This is a genomic window from Natranaerobius trueperi, assembly GCF_002216005.1.
Taxonomy (GTDB): domain Bacteria; phylum Bacillota; class Natranaerobiia; order Natranaerobiales; family Natranaerobiaceae; genus Natranaerobius_A; species Natranaerobius_A trueperi.
On sequence record NZ_NIQC01000001.1, the window covers coordinates 259,088 to 276,496 of the forward strand.

The 17,409-nt window shown below is 32.6% G+C and carries 16 protein-coding genes and 1 pseudogene; 8 read left to right on the forward strand and 9 right to left on the reverse strand.

What is annotated here, in order from left to right:
- Positions 1–23: 23 nt before the first annotated feature.
- Both CDO51_RS01190 and glsA read right to left on the reverse strand, forming a co-directional pair.
- Complete coding sequence (locus tag CDO51_RS01190) at positions 24–1,439, reverse strand: alanine/glycine:cation symporter family protein (protein ID WP_089022462.1); 1,416 nt, start codon at positions 1,437–1,439, stop codon at positions 24–26.
- A 25-nt stretch (positions 1,440–1,464) separates the two neighbouring features.
- Entirely contained in the window at positions 1,465–2,385 is a 921-nt protein-coding gene (glsA, locus tag CDO51_RS01195) for a glutaminase A (RefSeq protein ID WP_089022463.1), read from the reverse strand.
- Between the two features lie 193 nt (positions 2,386–2,578).
- Between glsA and CDO51_RS01200 the strand changes: the two genes are divergently transcribed.
- The 3 genes from CDO51_RS01200 to CDO51_RS01210 all read left to right on the forward strand — a co-directional run bounded on the left by CDO51_RS01200 (position 2,579) and on the right by CDO51_RS01210 (position 4,652).
- Complete coding sequence (locus CDO51_RS01200) at positions 2,579–2,950, forward strand: hypothetical protein (protein ID WP_089022464.1); 372 nt, start codon at positions 2,579–2,581, stop codon at positions 2,948–2,950.
- Positions 2,951–3,119: 169 nt separating this feature from the next.
- Positions 3,120–4,103 carry a lipoate--protein ligase gene (locus CDO51_RS01205; protein WP_089022465.1) on the forward strand — a complete coding sequence of 328 codons (984 nt, stop codon included), beginning with the start codon at positions 3,120–3,122 and terminating at the stop codon, positions 4,101–4,103.
- Between the two features lie 150 nt (positions 4,104–4,253).
- A complete protein-coding gene (locus CDO51_RS01210; protein WP_089022466.1) occupies positions 4,254–4,652 on the forward strand; it encodes a transposase in 399 nt (132 codons plus the stop codon).
- A 129-nt stretch (positions 4,653–4,781) separates the two neighbouring features.
- Here the strand turns inward: CDO51_RS01210 and hutH are convergent, their stop codons facing one another.
- Positions 4,782–6,305 carry a histidine ammonia-lyase gene (hutH, locus tag CDO51_RS01215; RefSeq protein ID WP_089022467.1) on the reverse strand — a complete coding sequence of 508 codons (1,524 nt, stop codon included), beginning with the start codon at positions 6,303–6,305 and terminating at the stop codon, positions 4,782–4,784.
- A 223-nt stretch (positions 6,306–6,528) separates the two neighbouring features.
- On the opposite strand from hutH, the gene CDO51_RS01220 reads away from it, so the two are divergent.
- Positions 6,529–7,809, forward strand: a complete 1,281-nt coding sequence (locus CDO51_RS01220; RefSeq protein WP_089022468.1) for a helix-turn-helix domain-containing protein — start codon at positions 6,529–6,531, stop codon at positions 7,807–7,809.
- A 90-nt stretch (positions 7,810–7,899) separates the two neighbouring features.
- Here CDO51_RS01220 and CDO51_RS01225 read toward each other — a convergent pair whose 3' ends face one another.
- Positions 7,900–8,160: a hypothetical protein gene (locus CDO51_RS01225; protein WP_143824650.1), complete on the reverse strand. Its 261-nt coding sequence runs from the start codon at positions 8,158–8,160 to the stop codon at positions 7,900–7,902.
- Positions 8,161–8,614: 454 nt separating this feature from the next.
- On the opposite strand from CDO51_RS01225, the gene CDO51_RS01230 reads away from it, so the two are divergent.
- From CDO51_RS01230 to nhaC, 4 genes are all read left to right on the forward strand, one after another.
- Positions 8,615–10,402, forward strand: a complete 1,788-nt coding sequence (locus tag CDO51_RS01230) for a flavocytochrome c (RefSeq protein ID WP_089022470.1) — start codon at positions 8,615–8,617, stop codon at positions 10,400–10,402.
- Positions 10,403–10,503: 101 nt separating this feature from the next.
- Complete coding sequence (locus CDO51_RS01235; protein WP_089022471.1) at positions 10,504–12,237, forward strand: cache domain-containing sensor histidine kinase; 1,734 nt, start codon at positions 10,504–10,506, stop codon at positions 12,235–12,237.
- A 1-nt stretch (position 12,238) separates the two neighbouring features.
- Complete coding sequence (locus tag CDO51_RS01240; protein ID WP_089022472.1) at positions 12,239–12,994, forward strand: response regulator transcription factor; 756 nt, start codon at positions 12,239–12,241, stop codon at positions 12,992–12,994.
- Between the two features lie 280 nt (positions 12,995–13,274).
- Positions 13,275–14,651 carry a Na+/H+ antiporter NhaC gene (gene nhaC, locus CDO51_RS01245; RefSeq protein WP_240503449.1) on the forward strand — a complete coding sequence of 459 codons (1,377 nt, stop codon included), beginning with the start codon at positions 13,275–13,277 and terminating at the stop codon, positions 14,649–14,651.
- Positions 14,652–15,142: 491 nt separating this feature from the next.
- On the opposite strand, the gene CDO51_RS01250 is transcribed toward nhaC, so the two are convergent.
- The 5 genes and pseudogenes from CDO51_RS01250 to tnpC all read right to left on the reverse strand — a co-directional run.
- Positions 15,143–15,352 (reverse strand): hypothetical protein, encoded by a 210-nt coding sequence (locus CDO51_RS01250; RefSeq protein WP_089022473.1) that lies wholly within the window; start codon positions 15,350–15,352, stop codon positions 15,143–15,145.
- 99 nt (positions 15,353–15,451) lie between these two features.
- A complete protein-coding gene (locus CDO51_RS01255; protein ID WP_240503450.1) occupies positions 15,452–15,694 on the reverse strand; it encodes a hypothetical protein in 243 nt (80 codons plus the stop codon).
- A gap of 36 nt (positions 15,695–15,730) precedes the next feature.
- A pseudogene (locus tag CDO51_RS15240) lies at positions 15,731–15,790 on the reverse strand (hypothetical protein); the annotation flags it as partial.
- On the reverse strand, positions 15,771–16,337 hold the full coding sequence (locus CDO51_RS01260; protein WP_089022475.1) for an Abi family protein: 567 nt from the start codon (positions 16,335–16,337) through the stop codon (positions 15,771–15,773). The gene CDO51_RS01260 and the pseudogene CDO51_RS15240, both read right to left, overlap by 20 nt.
- A gap of 329 nt (positions 16,338–16,666) precedes the next feature.
- Positions 16,667–17,409: IS66 family transposase (tnpC, locus tag CDO51_RS01265; RefSeq protein ID WP_143824651.1), on the reverse strand; the 743-nt coding region annotated here is incomplete at its 5' end.

Genomic DNA, 17,409 nt, shown 5'->3' on the forward strand with positions numbered 1-17,409 from the left:
TTAATTAGCTCCATATTTATTTATTACTTGTTCTCTTTAGAAGGGTCATCCCAGCATTCTACATTTTCTACTCCGTCTACTTTACTTGCTACAAATACGGGATCTAAGCCTTCTTTTTTCTGTCTGATGTAATCTTTTGAAACGACTAGAGCAATCTTCGATAGTTTACCAATAACTAAAACATTCACCACTACCATAAGACCCATAAATATATCTGCTGTGTCCCAAACAAGGCCTAAAGAAGCGATTGAACCAATAAATACCATTGCTAGAACAGCAAATCTAAATAGCGTCAGCCAAGCTTTGTTTGAGCTTAAATATTGAATATTGGTTTCTCCATAATAGTAGTTACCAAGTATTGAGCTAAAGGTAAAGAACACAATTGCAAATGTGATAAAAGTACCACCCCAATCCCCAACATGTGAACTCAAAGCACCTTGTGTTAATTGGATCCCTACTAAATCTCCGCCAAATTCTCCAGAAAGCAATATTATAAATGCTGTTGATGTACAGATGATTAATGTATCAACAAAAACACCTAAGACTTGTATCAAGGCTTGTTTGACTGGATGACTTACATGTGATGTAGCAGCGGCATTGGGCGCACTACCCATGCCTGCCTCATTAGAGAATAATCCTCTTCTAATACCATTCATGATAACTGCACCTAAGGTGCCCCCTGCAAATGGTTCAAATCCAAAAGCACCTGCAAATATTGAACCAAATAACTGTGGTACTGCAGTTATATTAAGCAGTATAACGACAAAAGCAATCCCTACGTAAATTACTGCCATAATCGGTACCAAAATTTCTGTTACCCTAGCAATTCTCTTTACACCACCAAATATGACCAACGCTACAATCAGGGCAACTGCACCACCTACTATGGCATTACCAAAGCCATAGGTGCCTTCAATAGCATCTGCTAATGTATTGGCTTGCACAGAATTAAAAATTAATCCAAAAGAAACCGTTATGAGTACAGAAAAGAATATTCCTATTTTTTCTTGACCCAACGCTTTCTTCATATAGTATGAAGGGCCTCCTCTGAAACTATTTCCATCTTTTTCTTTATACGTCTGAGCTAAAATATTCTCTACAAAACTTAAACTAGCAGCTACTAGTGCTATAATCCACATCCAGAATACTGCACCAGGACCGCCAGCAGATATAGCAATGGCAACACCTGCCATATTTCCTGTGCCAACATGAGATGCAATACTCATAGTTAAAGCTTGAAAAGATGATATCCCATCTGTTTTGCCATCAGGAAGGGTTCTGCCCCTTACCAGTAGCTTTCCCATGTCACCGATCAATCTAATTTGTGGAAAATTTAAATATACAGAAAAATACACACCAAATACAATTAGTAAAATCACTACAACATAAGTCCATAATAAATCATTACCTATACCAACGATATTTTCTAAAAATTCCATATAACTCCTCTCCTTTCATTAGGTTTTATAAAAAAATGCTTAATCTTTCTGATTTTGAAAGCTCTTCTAAAACTTTTACTCCTGCAATACTATTCCCATGATGATCTAAAGACGGACCTACAACTGCTATTCCCATTTTATTAGGTGCAACAGATACAATCCCGCCTCCGACACCACTTTTTGAAGGCATACCAACTCTTACTGCAAAACATCCTGAGGAATCATAAAGTCCACAAGTGGTCATAATTGCTTTTATAATTTTGTTTGCATTGGTCGGTATGATTTTTTCTTGTGACCATGGCGCTATACCACCATTAGCAATAACCGAAGCGATTTTAGCAATATCTTTTACAACCATTTCTACTGAACATAGTTTAAAGTAAACATCTAAGACATCTTCTACGCTATTATCGATTAAGCCAGCCCCTTTTAGATAATGTGCAATTGCTCTGTTGGTTTGTCCTGTAAGCTTTTCAGATTTATATACAGCATCATTAATTTTTAGGTTTTGATTATTAGAGAGTTTTTTTAACATCGCCACAATTCTTTCATACTTTTCCTTACAATTTTTGCCTAACACTGCATCCGTACATGCAATTGCGCCTGCATTTATAAAAGGATTTAGTGGCTTCCCTGACTCTGTCCTCTCTAATTTTGGTATTGAATTAAAGGGTTCAGATGAAGGTTCCATCCCTACTTTATCAAAGATTTTATCTTCTCCTCCATCTATCAATAAACAGATTAATATAATTACTTTGACGATACTTTGTATTGTAAAATAATAATTATAATCACCTGCTTGAACTGCTTTATCGTTAATATCATTAATTGCTATACCAAGTATGTTTGGATCAGCTTTAGCAAGTTCAGGGATATAGGATGCTACTTGACCACAATTGGTCCATTTTCTGTTCTGGTCTATAATGCTTTGTAGCTTATCTTTCATTCTATCCCCCCTTTTTACATAGTGATTTTTTATATGATATGTAAGATTAGTCAGAAAATTCCAATAATTCTCAAAACTAATTGAATAACGTAAATATAAAAGATCTATTATGTCTTATTAAAGAAACCTAATTGAAAAAATAACCAAATTGGTAAAACTATAATCTCTTTAGTGATTATAGGAGTTTATTTTTTTGATTTTATTTATTAATTATACTATAATTATTAGTTTTGAACAATATAAATCTTTATTTGATTACTTTGTTTCTTCTGTATACTTCGAAGAAAGTGATAAGTTATACCTTGGAATTAATGATGTGAAAGTAGGAAAGAAAAATGATAAAGATATAACTATAGATATTGATGAAAAATATCCTAAAACTATTGATTGTATGGGTGAAGAGCTTGAGATTACAGATGTAGATTCTCGGGGTAAGATCAGTTTTAAAGTCCCAAATAGTCTCATATTAAATGGGATAAAGGTTAATGGAGAAGATGAAAGTAGTAGTTTTATAACTATACAAGACGATAGAGATTATAAAAAAAGAAAGTTTATATTAGTTTAACAGCTGGGTATAACTTTAAAGAAAATAACGAAGTCAAGATAGCACTAGAGTAGGGTCTATAAATTGCGATAGACCCTACTATGTTAAAAGTCCTCATTTTTTCTTATTTCAATATTTTGAATTTTTTTATATAATAAAGATTAGATAATTATATATAAGAGGTGATTAAATGAAATATATTAAAACTGATTGGAAAACTCCCTATTATAATTTTGCTCTTGAGGAATATTTAATGAATAAGGCACCAGAAGATAGCTACTTGTTTTTTTATATCCATAAACCATCCATAATTGTTGGTAAATATCAAAATACTATAGAAGAGATAAATAAAGACTTTGTAGATGAAAATGGTATTGTTGTTGCTAGAAGAATTTCAGGTGGAGGAGCAGTTTATCATGATGAAGGTAACTTAAATTTTTCCTTTGTACAACCAGCTGATAGAGAAGATGTTAATAATTTTGAAAAGTTTACTAGACCAATAATAGATGCACTTAATGAACTAGGGGTAGAAGCAGAACTATCAGGAAGAAATGATATATTAGTAGATGAAAAGAAAATATCAGGTAATGCACAGTATTATAGTAAAGGAAGAATCTTAAGTCATGGTACTTTACTTTTTAACTCTGAAATGTCTAATTTAGGTAAAGCTTTAAAAGCTAATGATCTTAAAATAAAATCAAAAGGTGTTAAGTCAGTTAAAAGTAGAGTAGCAAATATTAAAGACTATTTAGATAAAGATATGTCAATCTATGAACTAAAAAATCATCTTTTAAGTTATATGTCACATACCCTTGGAATTGACGAATATGTACTAACGGATAAAGAACTAGAAGATGTTTATAAAAGAGCAGAAGAAAAGTTTAGTAAATGGGACTGGAACTGGGGAGAGTCTCCGAAATTTGAGATAAGTAAGACAGATAAATTTTCTTGTGGGTTAATAAATGTCAAATTAAATGTTAAAAAAGGAAAGATCATCGATTGTAAAATCTATGGTGATTTCTTCACAAGAAGAGATATTAGCGAATTAGAAGAGTTTTTATGTAATCAGACTTATAAAAAAACAAGTATAGAAAATGCATTAAAAGATATTAATTTATGGGACTACTTCTATGGTATAAATATAGAAGACTTTGCTAAATTGATTACTAATTAAGATTATGAAGTTGAAACAAAAGTATTTACATAGTTTAACACGAAAGTCGCAGTACTTTTTGCTGCGACTTTTCCTATTATGAAGGAAATTCACTTAAATGATAATATAAGATATTTATAGATTCCCATTAGGTTATCCACTAGAGTTTAAATGGAACGGAAAGAACAGAGGAAAAACTATAGACGTTACGTGTGTAAGGACTACATGGATTGTGGAAATAAATCCGAATGTACATCAGCAAAAGCGGGACGAATTATAGCAAGATTTGAAGATGAAGAGTTTATAGATAAAGTACATGAAAATACAATTAAGAAAAAGGACCTCTACAAACTTAGGGGCTCGATAGTTGAGCACCCTTTTGGAACTATCAAAAAATCTTTTGGATATACATATTTTTTAACAAGAGGGCTAAACTCTGTAAATGCTGAAGCAGGGTTTATTAGCCTTGCTTATAATCTAAAAAGATTGATTAATATCATGGGAGTCAGGGATTTGGTAAGGCTCTTCAACCAAGTACTACCTTCAAAAATTGCATTTTTTTATTTTTAGAGTAATATACCGCAAAAAGGCATTATGTTATGGTTTTTAATTAATTGTTAGACAGTCTGGCGTGTGGAGTGTCAACTTATCTAAAATAAAATACCATTCAATGAAAAAAGTAGCCAAGGAACCCCCTGACTACTCTAATTTACCGACAACCTCTTCTACAGCTTTTACTAATTTTCCACTTGCAATAATCTCTGCTACTTTTTCTATATCAGGTGAAATTTCTCTATCCTGATCTAGATACGGTATCTCTTCTCTAATAATTTCAAAAGCTTTTTTAGTACCCTTACCTGGTTTTCTTGGTTTTCTTAGATCTAAAGCCTGACAAGCACATAGTAGCTCTACTGAAAGAACCTTTTGACTGTTTTTTAAGATAGATAAAGCCTTTCTAGCACCTATTGTACCCATACTAACATGGTCTTCTTGATTTGCTGAACTTGGTATGGAATCAACACTTGCAGGATGAGCTAAGCTTTTGTTTTCACTTACTAAAGATGCAGCAGTATACTGAGCGATCATAAACCCTGAACTTACTCCACCCTCTTCAATTAAAAAAGCTGGTAGTCCAAAATTATGGTTTGGGTTAACTAACCTTTCTACCCTTCTTTCTGAAACATTTGCGATTTCAGATATTGAGGTACTTAAATAATCCATTGGTAAAGCAAGTGGTTGACCATGAAAGTTACCACCAGAGATAATGTCACCATCTTCTGAGAATATAAGTGGATTATCTGTAGTAGAATTTATCTCTCTTTCTAACACTTCTCCTACATGACTATGAGCATCTTTTGATGCACCATGAATTTGTGGAACACACCTTAAGGTATAAGCATCTTGTACCCTTGGGTGTTCTTTATTTTCAATTATCTCACTATTAACTACTAATTTACGTAAGTTAGCTGCAGTTTTTCTATGACCAGGATGAGGACGTAGTTTGTAGATCCTTTCATCAAACGCATCTGTAATACCTTCTAGTGCATCAACAGTCATAGCACAAGCTATATCAGCTACTTTTAATAAATTTTTCATCGAAAGCCATGTAAAAGTTCCGACTGAAGCAATTGCTTGAGTTCCATTAATTAAAGCAAGTCCTTCTTTTGCACGTAGTTTTATTGGTTGTAAACCAGCTTTTTTCAAAGCTTCACTACCTAGTAATCTTTCACCTCTATAGTAGGCCTCTCCTCTTCCTAACATTACTAGAACCATATGAGCTAGGGGTGCAAGATCACCACTAGCACCTAATGAACCTTGAGAAGGGATTACTGGGTGAATCTCTTCATTTAACATATCTAATAATAGTTTGACTGTTTCAAGTCTTACACCTGAATGTCCCTTTGAGAGACTATTTGCTCTAAGGAGCATAATACCTCTAACTATTTCTTCACTAAAGGGTTCACCTACTCCAGCTGCATGACTTAAAATTAAGTTTTCTTGTAGGGCATTAATATCCTTTGTTGAAATAGCAGTATCACTAAACTTACCAAAACCAGTTGTAACACCATAAACTGTTTCTTCATTATCTACTAATTCGTCTATAAGTTTTCTACTTTTTACAATATCCTCACGGGCTTTAGTGCTAAGCTCTACCTGTTCTTTTTTTATCATAACCCGCTCTATTTCTTCAAAACTAAGTTGTGATCCAGTTAAATAAATCATAGTCTCCCCCCTAAACAGATCATTAAAATATAGGTTGATATAACATCATTCGTGATCATTTTATTATATCCTTCAATTATATTAAAAAAAATGTTATAATTAAAGTTTAGGTTTTCACATTAAAATTTTAACGTATTAAAATTAAAATGTAAGAAAATAACTGAAGGACTTTATTCATAAATAGAGAACAGTATTACTAACTATTTTTAAGGTGGTGTATTAGATGTATAAAGAAAAAACTCCAGGAGAGCTCTTAAAGATTATTAGAAAAACTTCTGGATTACATCAAGAAGATATAACCGGTAATAAGATCACTAGAAATCTAATCAGCTTAATCGAAAATAATAAAACTCCCTTAAATGAAGATGTTGCTTCTCTAATAGCTAATAACATGAATGAACTACTAAATTATTCTCTTATTAGATGGGTTGATACATATGATTTTTATACCGGTGAACGTTTTGAAACAAAACAAGAACTAAATGCTGTTTATAGGAAGTTAGAAAAAGATTATCAAGATGGTTCATTATCAATTAGTGAAGACCAAATTAATCAAGTAGAAAAAAACCTTAGAAAATTTAATTTACAAGATAAAAAAATCCTTTTCTATGAACTATTTGCTAACTACTACCGATCAATCCACCAACTAAATTTAGAATATTTCTACCTCATAAGAGCTCATGAAAATTGTACATACTTTTCTACATATCATAAGGATAAACTTTATGACCTTACTGAACGCCTTATAACAAACCTTTTAGAACGAGATTATATCGAAAAATCTCTTAAACTTATAGATATTACTATACAAGCTTCCGAGGATTTAGACGAAAATCAAAAAACTAGTCTTTATTTCTATAAAGCTTGGGCCCATGCAAAAGTAGAAGACTATTCTATGTGTATTTCAATTTTAGATTGGGTTTTAAAAGATGAAAGCTACTATAAATCAGAAGGTTTAGAATTTACTAATGATTGTACTTACCTTCTTTCCTACTGTTATGAACAAACTGGAGCTGTGAAAAAATCAAAAACCATCTTATATACTCTATTACAAAGAATAGATCCTAACTCTAGTATGGCACTAGATATCTATAAACATTTATTAAAACTAGAAAGAAAGTCACAAAATATAGAAAATCTAGCTAAACTAGCTTCAGAAGTTAGAGATCAATATGTAGATAAAAAACTAGCTCATGAGCTTTTTTTATCATATCAGTTACTTAAAGAATCTGATAAAGGAGAGTACTATTTAAATAAAGCTTTAGAAAGAGCTTATCAAGAAAATGACAATGAAATGTTTTATAAAGTAATTAAAGATTGCATAAAAATTTATTTAGAATCAGATCAAAAGGATAAATTAGTCTTTCTTGCTTCTAAAATACAAGAATTTATTAAAAATAACCCAAATTACAAACTTTTCTATGAATTAATCTTACTCTATATCAAAAAGAATGATCTATACTCTCTATCTGAGCTCTTTGAATTTAGTGAAAACCAACTATAATAAAAAGCGCTTTCTAACCACAATTAGTGTTTAGAAAGCGCTTTTTTCATAGAAAACCCAATAACAATGTTATAGTCTTTTTGGGGTTTTTTAGTTTGAGTTTTTAGTATACTCACTTATAGACGGTAGTTCCTCGTTATATATTTGCAAAATTTTGTCTGGATCTTCTATTTCTAATATATCAAAAAGTTTTCCAATTTCTTTAAACTTTGTCTCTCTATTACATTTTACCCCTACTAAGAGATTATAACCGTTGACTTGAATACTTTTAGTTGCTCTGAAATAACCCAGAGGATGACTATCATCATGATAGAGTTTAGATGTGATCACATTTGATTGTTTCTCAAGCACAATATCAATTTTGTCCGAATTTTTTGTAATAAGGTTTCGTAAACTTTTTGCATAAATATAGATTGATTTTGTTCTTCCTTTTGACCATCATATAGCGAAAAGATAATTTTTTGACTTTTTTTCGATGATGATTTTTCTGTAGAAGTTATCGAAGATAAAGATAGTATATTAATAAACTTCTCAAGTTCTTTATCATATAACTTACGCGTTTCCTTTTCATTTGATTCAAATAAGCATCTTGTAAGTAATATAATTCACATATTCCAAGCAAAGTAGATAACTGTATGTATAACTACCCTTTTATGTAGCGAGATGGGGTTACTTGCCATAGACATTATTCAAAAAATTTTTTATAAAAAAGACAAAAAAACTGAAATTTGTGCAAATACAAAAATGACAGTTTAATGTATAATAAGAAGAGAAACAAATAACAAGATTATGAGGAGGGGCTTTTATGTTCAAAAAGAGAAGTTTACTACTACTCATGTTAAGCTTTGTTCTACTATTCACACTTTCAGTAGGATGCGGTGGCGATGAAGAAGTAGCAGAAACAGAACTATCATTTGAAGATGGAACTTACACAGGATCTTCATATGGACACAATGCAGATATTGAAGTAGAGGTAACAGTTGAAGATGAAGAAATCTCAGATATTGAAGTTTTATCACACAAAGAAACTGAAATTTTAACAGATCCAGCTTTTGAAGAAATCATCCCAGCTATCATTGAAAACAACAATACTAATGTAGACACTATCTCAGGTGCTACTTTAACAAGCTCTGGTTTAATTGGAGCAGTTGAGGCTGCATTAGAAGAAGCAGGAGCTGAAGATTACTTTAAAGGAGAAGTTGTTGAAGTGGACAACGCTTCTGAAATATCAGACTCTAGCTATGATGTTGTAGTAGTTGGTGGCGGTGGTGCTGGTCTAGTATCAGCAATTGAAGCAAACGCACAAGGAGCAGATGTTGTAGTACTTGAAAAAATGCCATTTATTGGTGGTAACACCCTAGTATCAGGAGGAGAGTTTAATGCTCCTAACTCTTGGGTACAAGATAACTTAGATATTGATGATAGTGTAGAACAATTTGTTGAAGACACCCTAGCAGGTGGCGACCATGAAGCAGACGAAGATCTTGTAAGAACACTTGCTGAAAATGTAACAGAAGACGGAGAATGGATGAGAGACTATGTAGGTGTAGAATTTATCGACGATTATTTAATGCACTTTGGTGGACATGAAGTAGCTCGAGCACTTTATCCAGTAGGTGGTTCTGGCCAAGAAATTATTAGTAGCCTAGCAGAAAGAGCGAAAGCTGATGATATACCTATTAAGTATAACACTGAAGTAACAGAACTAGTAACTGATGAAGAAGGTAGTGTAGTTGGTGTAGTAGCAGAAGATCATAAAGGTGAAACAGCAACTATCGAAGCAAAAGATGGTGTAGTATTAGCATCAGGTGGGTTTGGTGCAAATATTGATATGACTCAAGAATATAACCCAGAAATTGATGATAGATATAATACTACTAACCAAGCTGGTTCTACAGGTGATGGTATCTTAATGGCAAAAGAGATTGGTGCAGACTTAGTTGATATGGAGTTTATCCAAACTTATCCTGCTTGTGATACCCAAACAGGTCATCTATCTTATGTAGCAGACACAAGATTTGATGGAGCTATTAAGGTAAATAAAGAAGGGGAACGCTTTGTAGAAGAACTTGAACGCCGTGATGTTGTTTCAGAAGCTATTTTAGACCAAACTGATTCTGTAGGTTATTTAATGTGGGACAACCATATAAAAGAAAATAGTAATATGGACAATTACATGACAGAGTTTGAAGACTTAAAGAAACGAGATCAAATCGTAAAAGCTGATACAATCGAAGAAGCAGCTGAGTTCTTTGATATTGATGCTGAACAGTTAACAGAAACTATTGAACAGTACAACGAATATGCAAGACAAGGTGAAGATGAAGACTTTAACCGTCGTGGTGCTCTATTAGAACTAAAAGAAGGCCCTTATTACATCCAAAAGATAGCACCAGCTATCCATCACACAATGGGTGGAATCAAAATAAACGAAGAAGCTAGAGTTATTGATACAGATGGAGAACCAATTGAAGGACTTTATGCTGCAGGAGAAGTTACTGGTGGTATTCATGGCGCTAACCGTCTTGGCGGTAATGCCATTGCAGACTTAATTGTATTTGGTAGAATTGCAGGAGGAAACGCAGCTAAATAACATTTTTTAGTAATCCCTATGAAATCATAGGGATTACTGTTTTTTTAAATCGATTTTAGATATAATTAACTAGAGATCTTGTTAGTTATGGGGGAATTAATTTGAAAACACTACGAAGTAAGATATTATTATACTTTGGATCATCTACAACTATTATTATCTTACTATTGGTACTTGTAATTAAAAACCAGATAGCTAGTACTAACATACCCCTAACTAAAGACCTAAACCAACAAGTTGTCACAGCTAGATCAGAACAGTTAGGTGAATGGGTAGAACAACGCATCTGTGAAATTAGAATCTTAACTGAAACAAAGACCCTAATATCTATGGAAGAAGATAAGGTAAAACCATTTATGAGACGTATGGATAATCTTCATAAAGAAGACTTTGAATCTTTTGCTGTTGTTGATTTAGATGGACAAGCTTGGGTAACAAATGATACCCATATTGATATATCTAATAGACCATACTTTAAAAAAATGAACTCAAAAGAACTAGATTATGTGATAAGTGATCCTATCATATCCCATTCAAATGAAGAGCCAATTATAGTTATTAACCATGCTATTAAAGGTTTAAATAATAATACAATTGGTTATCTAAATGGAGCTATCTATTTAGATAAATTATCACAGATAGCAAAAGAGATTGAAATGTATAATGGTAAAGCATGGATTAAGGACAGTAGTGGGAATATCTTTACTAAAACACCACACGGAATATCTGAATCCATGAATGTACTAGAGTCTCGTGAAATTGGTTATGAAGGCTTTGATAAAGTAGGTAAAAAAATGCTTAATGGTAAAGAAGGTATTCATACCATTAAAACACCTCAAGATGAAAAACGAATAGTTATTCATTCCCCCATTCCAAATACAGACGGCTGGTCCCTAGGAATTGATTTTTCTAAGTCTGAAATGACCAAAGATACTAATCAACTAATGTTTACCGTGATCGCATTTGGTGGAATTATTATAGCTGTATTAATTATAATCTCCCTTGTCTTATCTTCATCAATTGCAAACCCCATCACACATTTACGAAAATTGATGAAAAAAGCAGAACAAGGTGATTTAGATGTAACCTTTGACTATGACACAAAGGATGAAATCGGCCATTTAGGTGCTGGTTTTAATAATATGATCAAAAAAATAAAAAAACTTATTACTCTATTAGAAAAAGAGCATCAAGAAAAACGTAAAACTGAACTACAAGTACTACAATCACAAATAAAACCACATTTTTTATATAATACTTTAGATACTATCAGATGGTCTATCTTAGAAGATGACTCACAAGAAGCTGTTGAACTATTAGAAGAGCTTAGTACATTCTATCGTATAGGTTTAGATTCAGGTAATGAATACATTACCATTGAAAAAGAACTTGACCATATAGAAAGTTATCTACGCCTACAAAAAGCAAGATATGAAGATATGTTAAACTATCAAGTAAAGTATGATGAGGCTATAGTAAGCTACAATATCCTAAAACTTATTTTACAACCCATAGTAGAAAACGCTATTCTACATGGTTCTAAAAATCATAACTATTCTACTTGTGAAATTATCCTTGAACTAACAAAAGAAGATAATGATCTAGTAATAACTATCAAAAATAATGGAGCTAGCTTATCTTCTGATAAATTACAAAAAATAAAAACTGCCCTAAAGACAAATGAAAAACCAGGTGAAGATATCGGGTTTGGCCTATATAGTACTAATATGCGAATCAAGCTTGCATATGGAAATAACTATGGCCTAGACATAGATGCAGAAAAGGGTTTTACTAAAGTTACTATTAGGTATCCTTTAGTGAAAGGAGAGGACTAATATGTGGAAGGTAGTAGTAGTTGATGATGAACCAAAAATACGTAGAGGTTTTAGAAGATGGATCGAAGAATATGGACATCCTTTCAAATTTTTAGGCTCAGCATCTAATAGTAAAAAAACACTAGAACTTACAGATAAAAAAAGTCCACACCTCTACTTCTTAGATATTAGAATAGCTGAATGTAATGGTCTAGAATTAGCTAAATTAATTAAATCTAAAAATCCAAAAGCTATCTTTGTTATGGTAACTGGTTATGATTACTTTGAATATGCCCATGAAGCAATCAAGCTACAGGTATTTGATTATTTATTAAAACCTGTACCAAAAACTGATTTCTTTAAAACACTCGAACATGTTGATAAAGAATTGCGTAGAGAGTTTCCAGAGTTAGAAATAAACACAAATACCAATGAAAACAACAATTATTCACTCTTAGTACAAAAGATTACAGAACACATACAAGATAATTACTACAAACCTGAACTATCATTAGAAAAAATAGCACAAACCTTTAATTCAAATAAAAGTTATCTAAGTTCACTTATGAAAGAAGAGCTCGGCTATTCTTTCAAAGAATACCTAACTCGAGTTAGAATACAAAAAGCAAAAGAACTACTAAAAGAAGATATGCCTGGGGTTAAAATGTATGAAATAGCACTCAAGATCGGCTATCAAAGCCAACACTACTTTAGCCGTATCTTTAAAAAATATGAAGGCATGTCACCCCTTGATTATAGAACTAAGCATATCAGATAACCCAAGTAATTTGCTTGGGTTATTTTTATATCCTTAATAATTTAATTTCTAATTATTTTCTCTATATCTTAAGCATATAATTTAATAAAGTTCTTACTTTACTATCGATTTTTGGACACATTTTAGTTAAAACTGTGCTAATATATTGACTCAAGTCCAGTCTTTACTGTATACTAGTATTTAACCTAGATATTTTTACAATTTTTAAAAAATTTGTAATATTTCGATTTAGGTTAGCGAAGTTAACATGTTCAATTTATTTTTTTAGGAGGTGTAAGTTTTGAAAACTGCTAATTTAAAGCCAGCTTTATTCACTTTTGGAACTTTAATTATCATCATGTCTATTAGTATTGGGGTTTATGAAGCTGATCCCCACGTTCCGATGCTATTAGGAACTTTAATTGCAGCATTAGTTGCGGCTAAAATAGGATTTAATTGGGATGAAATTCAAAATGGAATGATAGAAGGAATAACATTTGCTTTACAAGCTGTAATTATCCTTGCTATTATTGGTGTACTAATTGGCGTTTGGATCTTAGGCGGTATAGTACCAACTATAATATATTACGGATTAGAAATTCTTTCACCATCAATATTTCTTTTTGCTACAGTAATTATCACTTCTATAACAGCTTTAGCAACAGGGACTTCTTGGGGAACTATTGGAACGATGGGTATAGCACTTATGGGAATCGGTGTTGGCTTTGGAATTCCTGCTCCCATGGCTGCAGGTGCTATTATATCTGGATCATACTTTGGGGATAAATTGTCCCCGTTATCTGATACCACTAACCTAGCTCCTGCTGTATCTGGGACTGATATTTTTACTCACATAAAACATATGTTCATAACTACTAGTATAAGTTATGTAATTGTTTTAGGTATCTTCTTATTTTTAGGTTTTCAATTTAATGTGGATGGTACTGCAGATCTATCAACAATAGATCAAATTCAACAAGGCCTTTCAAGAGACTTTACAATCTCACCTATATTATTCTTAGCCCCTATTACTGTTATAGTAGCTATTGCTAAAAAAGTACCTGCTATTCCTGGTATAACCCTTGGTATTATCCTCGGAATGTTTCTAACAGTAATTTTTCAACCTGGTATAAACTTTGGCGATATACTACATGCTGGTTATGATGGTTATGTAAGTGAAACAGGTGTAGAAGAAATTGATGAACTTTTAACAACTGGTGGTTTAACAGGTATGATGTATTCTATTTCCTTAGCAATTATAGCCATGATGTTTGGAGGAATTACTGAAAAAACTGGACAATTAAAAGCAATAGTCAACTTTATACTAAGTAAAGTTAAAAGCGAAGCTGGTCTAATGACTACTACTGCAGCAACAGGTATTTTTAGTAACTTAGTAATGCCTGAACAATATATATCGGTAGTTGTACCAGGACGAATGTACGCACCAGCTTACAAGGAAAAAAACCTACATCCAAAACAACTTTCACGTACTTTAGAAGCAGCTGGGACACTTACAGCTCCACTAGTCCCCTGGAACACTTGCGGTGTTTTCATCTACGGAGCTTTAGGTATATCCGCATTTGAATATTTACCTTATGCTTTTATGAATTACTTAACTATAATAATCGTCCTCTTATTTGGTGTCCTTGGTATTTCAACAGCAAGACTTGAAGAATAAAATACCTAAAAGAAACGAATAATATAATTGACTCACCAAAAAGCACAAGTTGAGGATGTCCTGAATTTTGTGTAAATGGTATCTCTCTTAATAAATTTACTAGCTAGTTTCATCCCTATTTTCTCAGGTCAAGATTAGATTAATACCTCAATATGGTAATTGTGGTTGGGGCGGCTTTCGAAATGGATAGTGAGCTGGACTTACCTAATATTGATCTCACGGACCAATCATCTATTGCTTAAAAACTTCCTTGGTCTACTCTATCCTTCTGAGTTTAAACTTAAACGTAAGATTGATGTTATGTGATGCTATTTGACGCTCACATATAAAAACGGTTGTACTCATATAAAACTGAATACAACCGCTCTTTTTTTTACTTAAGATATCTATTTTTAATAGTAATAGCCAAACTACTAACATTACCAATAGTATCAAAAAAGATCAAATTCATTAATCTCTTTATCAATAGACAACTCTAACATAGCTCTATTTTAACTTGTAAAATACTGTCTATCTCTATCTATAAACTCATCATCTACATCTGTTTCAAATTCGAAAGGTGGTTTTTTATGAGGTGTAGATACCTGAAAACTCACCTTCCCCCTTGAGATCTCTCTTAAAGTAAAATTAACCGTAGGTTTTCTATCCCAAATCCATTTAGCACTAATTTGTAATCTTTTTAAATAAAAAGAGCTACCCAATTAAAATGTACCCCATAGATAAATAAGATAATTGACATTAGACATTAAAAAAACACAAACACTTTTGCCTGTGTGAGTTTTATGAAAGCAATTTGGTTGCTATGAAATGCCCTTTCGTAGAACTCCCTCCCATTGTATAGGGAATCCCATTAAGTTCAAATCTACTATTTCATATCGTTCAACTAAAGCTGAAAGACTTGTCACAAAATTTCCCCATTCATCATTATCCTTTGATAGTCGCCCGGCAACAAAAAGAGCAGAAAACACTGTATCGTTTCTTATTCCTCTTTTTCTATCCCTTCTAAATAGTTTTGGAGTTATTTTTAGCTTGCGATCATACAATCTTCCGTAATGAGCACATATATTTCTAAAAACAGATAGAGTATATAACCATGTTTTGACATACTCACCTTTTGTATTATAGTAAATACCGGCTATTTTCGTCTTGGTCTTTTTCTTTAAGGTTGCTGTAAATTTTTGATAACAATCCGAAAGAAGCTAATTCAATAACCACCCAAATAGGAAAAACGCCCCCGTAGGCAGATTTGTGATGTTGCACGAAAATTTCGTCGCTTCGTTCTATCTCTTCTTGAAATTTTTGTAGCATCCCACTATGATAATCTGCATTTCTAAAATTATCTTGGTTTTTATATCCTATAGATCCATATTTGTGAGCAATTAAATATGCTATATGAGTCCTAAAAGCAATTTCAATTGGTTCTAATATACTTATTATCATATTGCGAAATTTTTTGTCAAATTCATACAGGTTATGAACATCACTAAAAGAAACTCCTTCATAAAACCTATCATTAGTCTTAAAGGAGAGCATGTAAGCACTGAGTCGATAGTAATTAATTCTGCTGAGAACTTCTGCAGCTTGCTCTTCGTCGTCAACTATGAGGTTTCTGTTTCTTAATATATTGACTTGTTCTTTAAAAGTAGTTGGCTTTTTAATCCTGTTTTTATAATCATCATTACACATTGTTACCTCCAGAAATAAAACGTCCCACCCTGGTCCGCATTGTTAAGAGGCGTGGTGGGCTCTGTTAACTTAATAATATAGCATTGTAGACGTTGTGTCAATGACTTTTACTAAGTACTGTAGTTGTTCTGTGATATTGTCACCCTAAGAATGTTCTGTGAAAATGTCACTATGACTAAAAAGGATCTAAACCCAAATTTTGAGTTAGACTAAAATATAAAGATATGGTGTTTGATACGTGAGCGTCAAATAGTACCCACATTAATTTAATAAAAAACTCCCATCTCATTAAATAAATAAGTGGGAGTGCCTGTTATAACTGACTTTTGCTATTTGCTTTGAGTTTTTTGCAGCTTACAGTTTCCTGGTAGATATTCTGACCAAGGTAAAAATTTATCTAATTTTTCTTGGTCGTTGATGTCAATCTGAGGTAAATTTTCAAACAAGAACTGTAAATAATTAAATGGATTAAGTTCATTCTCTTTGGCTGTTTCAATAATGCTATAAATTAAAGCACTAGAGTTAGCTCCTTTAGGTGTATTAGCGAACATCCAGTTCTTTCTACCTATGACAAAAGGCTTTATAGACCTTTCAGCTCTGTTGTTATTTAGTTCTAAATTGCCATCTTCTAAAAATGTATTTAGTTTTTTCCACTGATTTAGGCAGTAAGAGATAGCTTTTCCAAATGCACTTTTAGGTAAAGCTTTAGATTTTTGTTCTTCTAGCCAGGTCCCGAATTCTTTAAGTACTGGTAAACTACGCTCGTGCCGAATTTTGTAACGCTCTTCTTTTGATTTATCTTTGATATCACGCTCTATGGCAAATAACTTGTTACAGTATTCAAGTCCCTGACGAGAAGCCACATCGGCGTTCTGCTTGTCTTTTGGCAGTGCCTTTAGAGCCTCGTCAAATTTTCGCCTGGCATGACTCCAGCAACCTACTAAGCTAACATTTGGTATGTCGTTGTAACCGGGGTAACCATCAACATGGAGATACCCTTTAAACCCTTTTAAAAATTTAATGGGATGCTTACTGGCTCTAGTTGTCTGATAGTCATAGAGCACTATCGGGC

Coding starts and splice junctions, on each gene's coding strand:
- hutH (WP_089022467.1), bottom strand. CDS start 6,305: ATGATTTATTTAACTGGATCACAACTTAGTTTTGAAGAAATAGAGCGG.
- glsA (WP_089022463.1), bottom strand. CDS start 2,385: ATGAAAGATAAGCTACAAAGCATTATAGACCAGAACAGAAAATGGACC.
- CDO51_RS01205 (WP_089022465.1), top strand. CDS start 3,120: ATGAAATATATTAAAACTGATTGGAAAACTCCCTATTATAATTTTGCT.
- CDO51_RS01260 (WP_089022475.1), bottom strand. CDS start 16,337: ATGTGTAATGATGATTATAAAAACAGGATTAAAAAGCCAACTACTTTT.
- CDO51_RS01240 (WP_089022472.1), top strand. CDS start 12,239: ATGTGGAAGGTAGTAGTAGTTGATGATGAACCAAAAATACGTAGAGGT.
- CDO51_RS01210 (WP_089022466.1), top strand. CDS start 4,254: ATGGAACGGAAAGAACAGAGGAAAAACTATAGACGTTACGTGTGTAAG.
- CDO51_RS01190 (WP_089022462.1), bottom strand. CDS start 1,439: ATGGAATTTTTAGAAAATATCGTTGGTATAGGTAATGATTTATTATGG.
- CDO51_RS01220 (WP_089022468.1), top strand. CDS start 6,529: ATGTATAAAGAAAAAACTCCAGGAGAGCTCTTAAAGATTATTAGAAAA.
- CDO51_RS01230 (WP_089022470.1), top strand. CDS start 8,615: ATGTTCAAAAAGAGAAGTTTACTACTACTCATGTTAAGCTTTGTTCTA.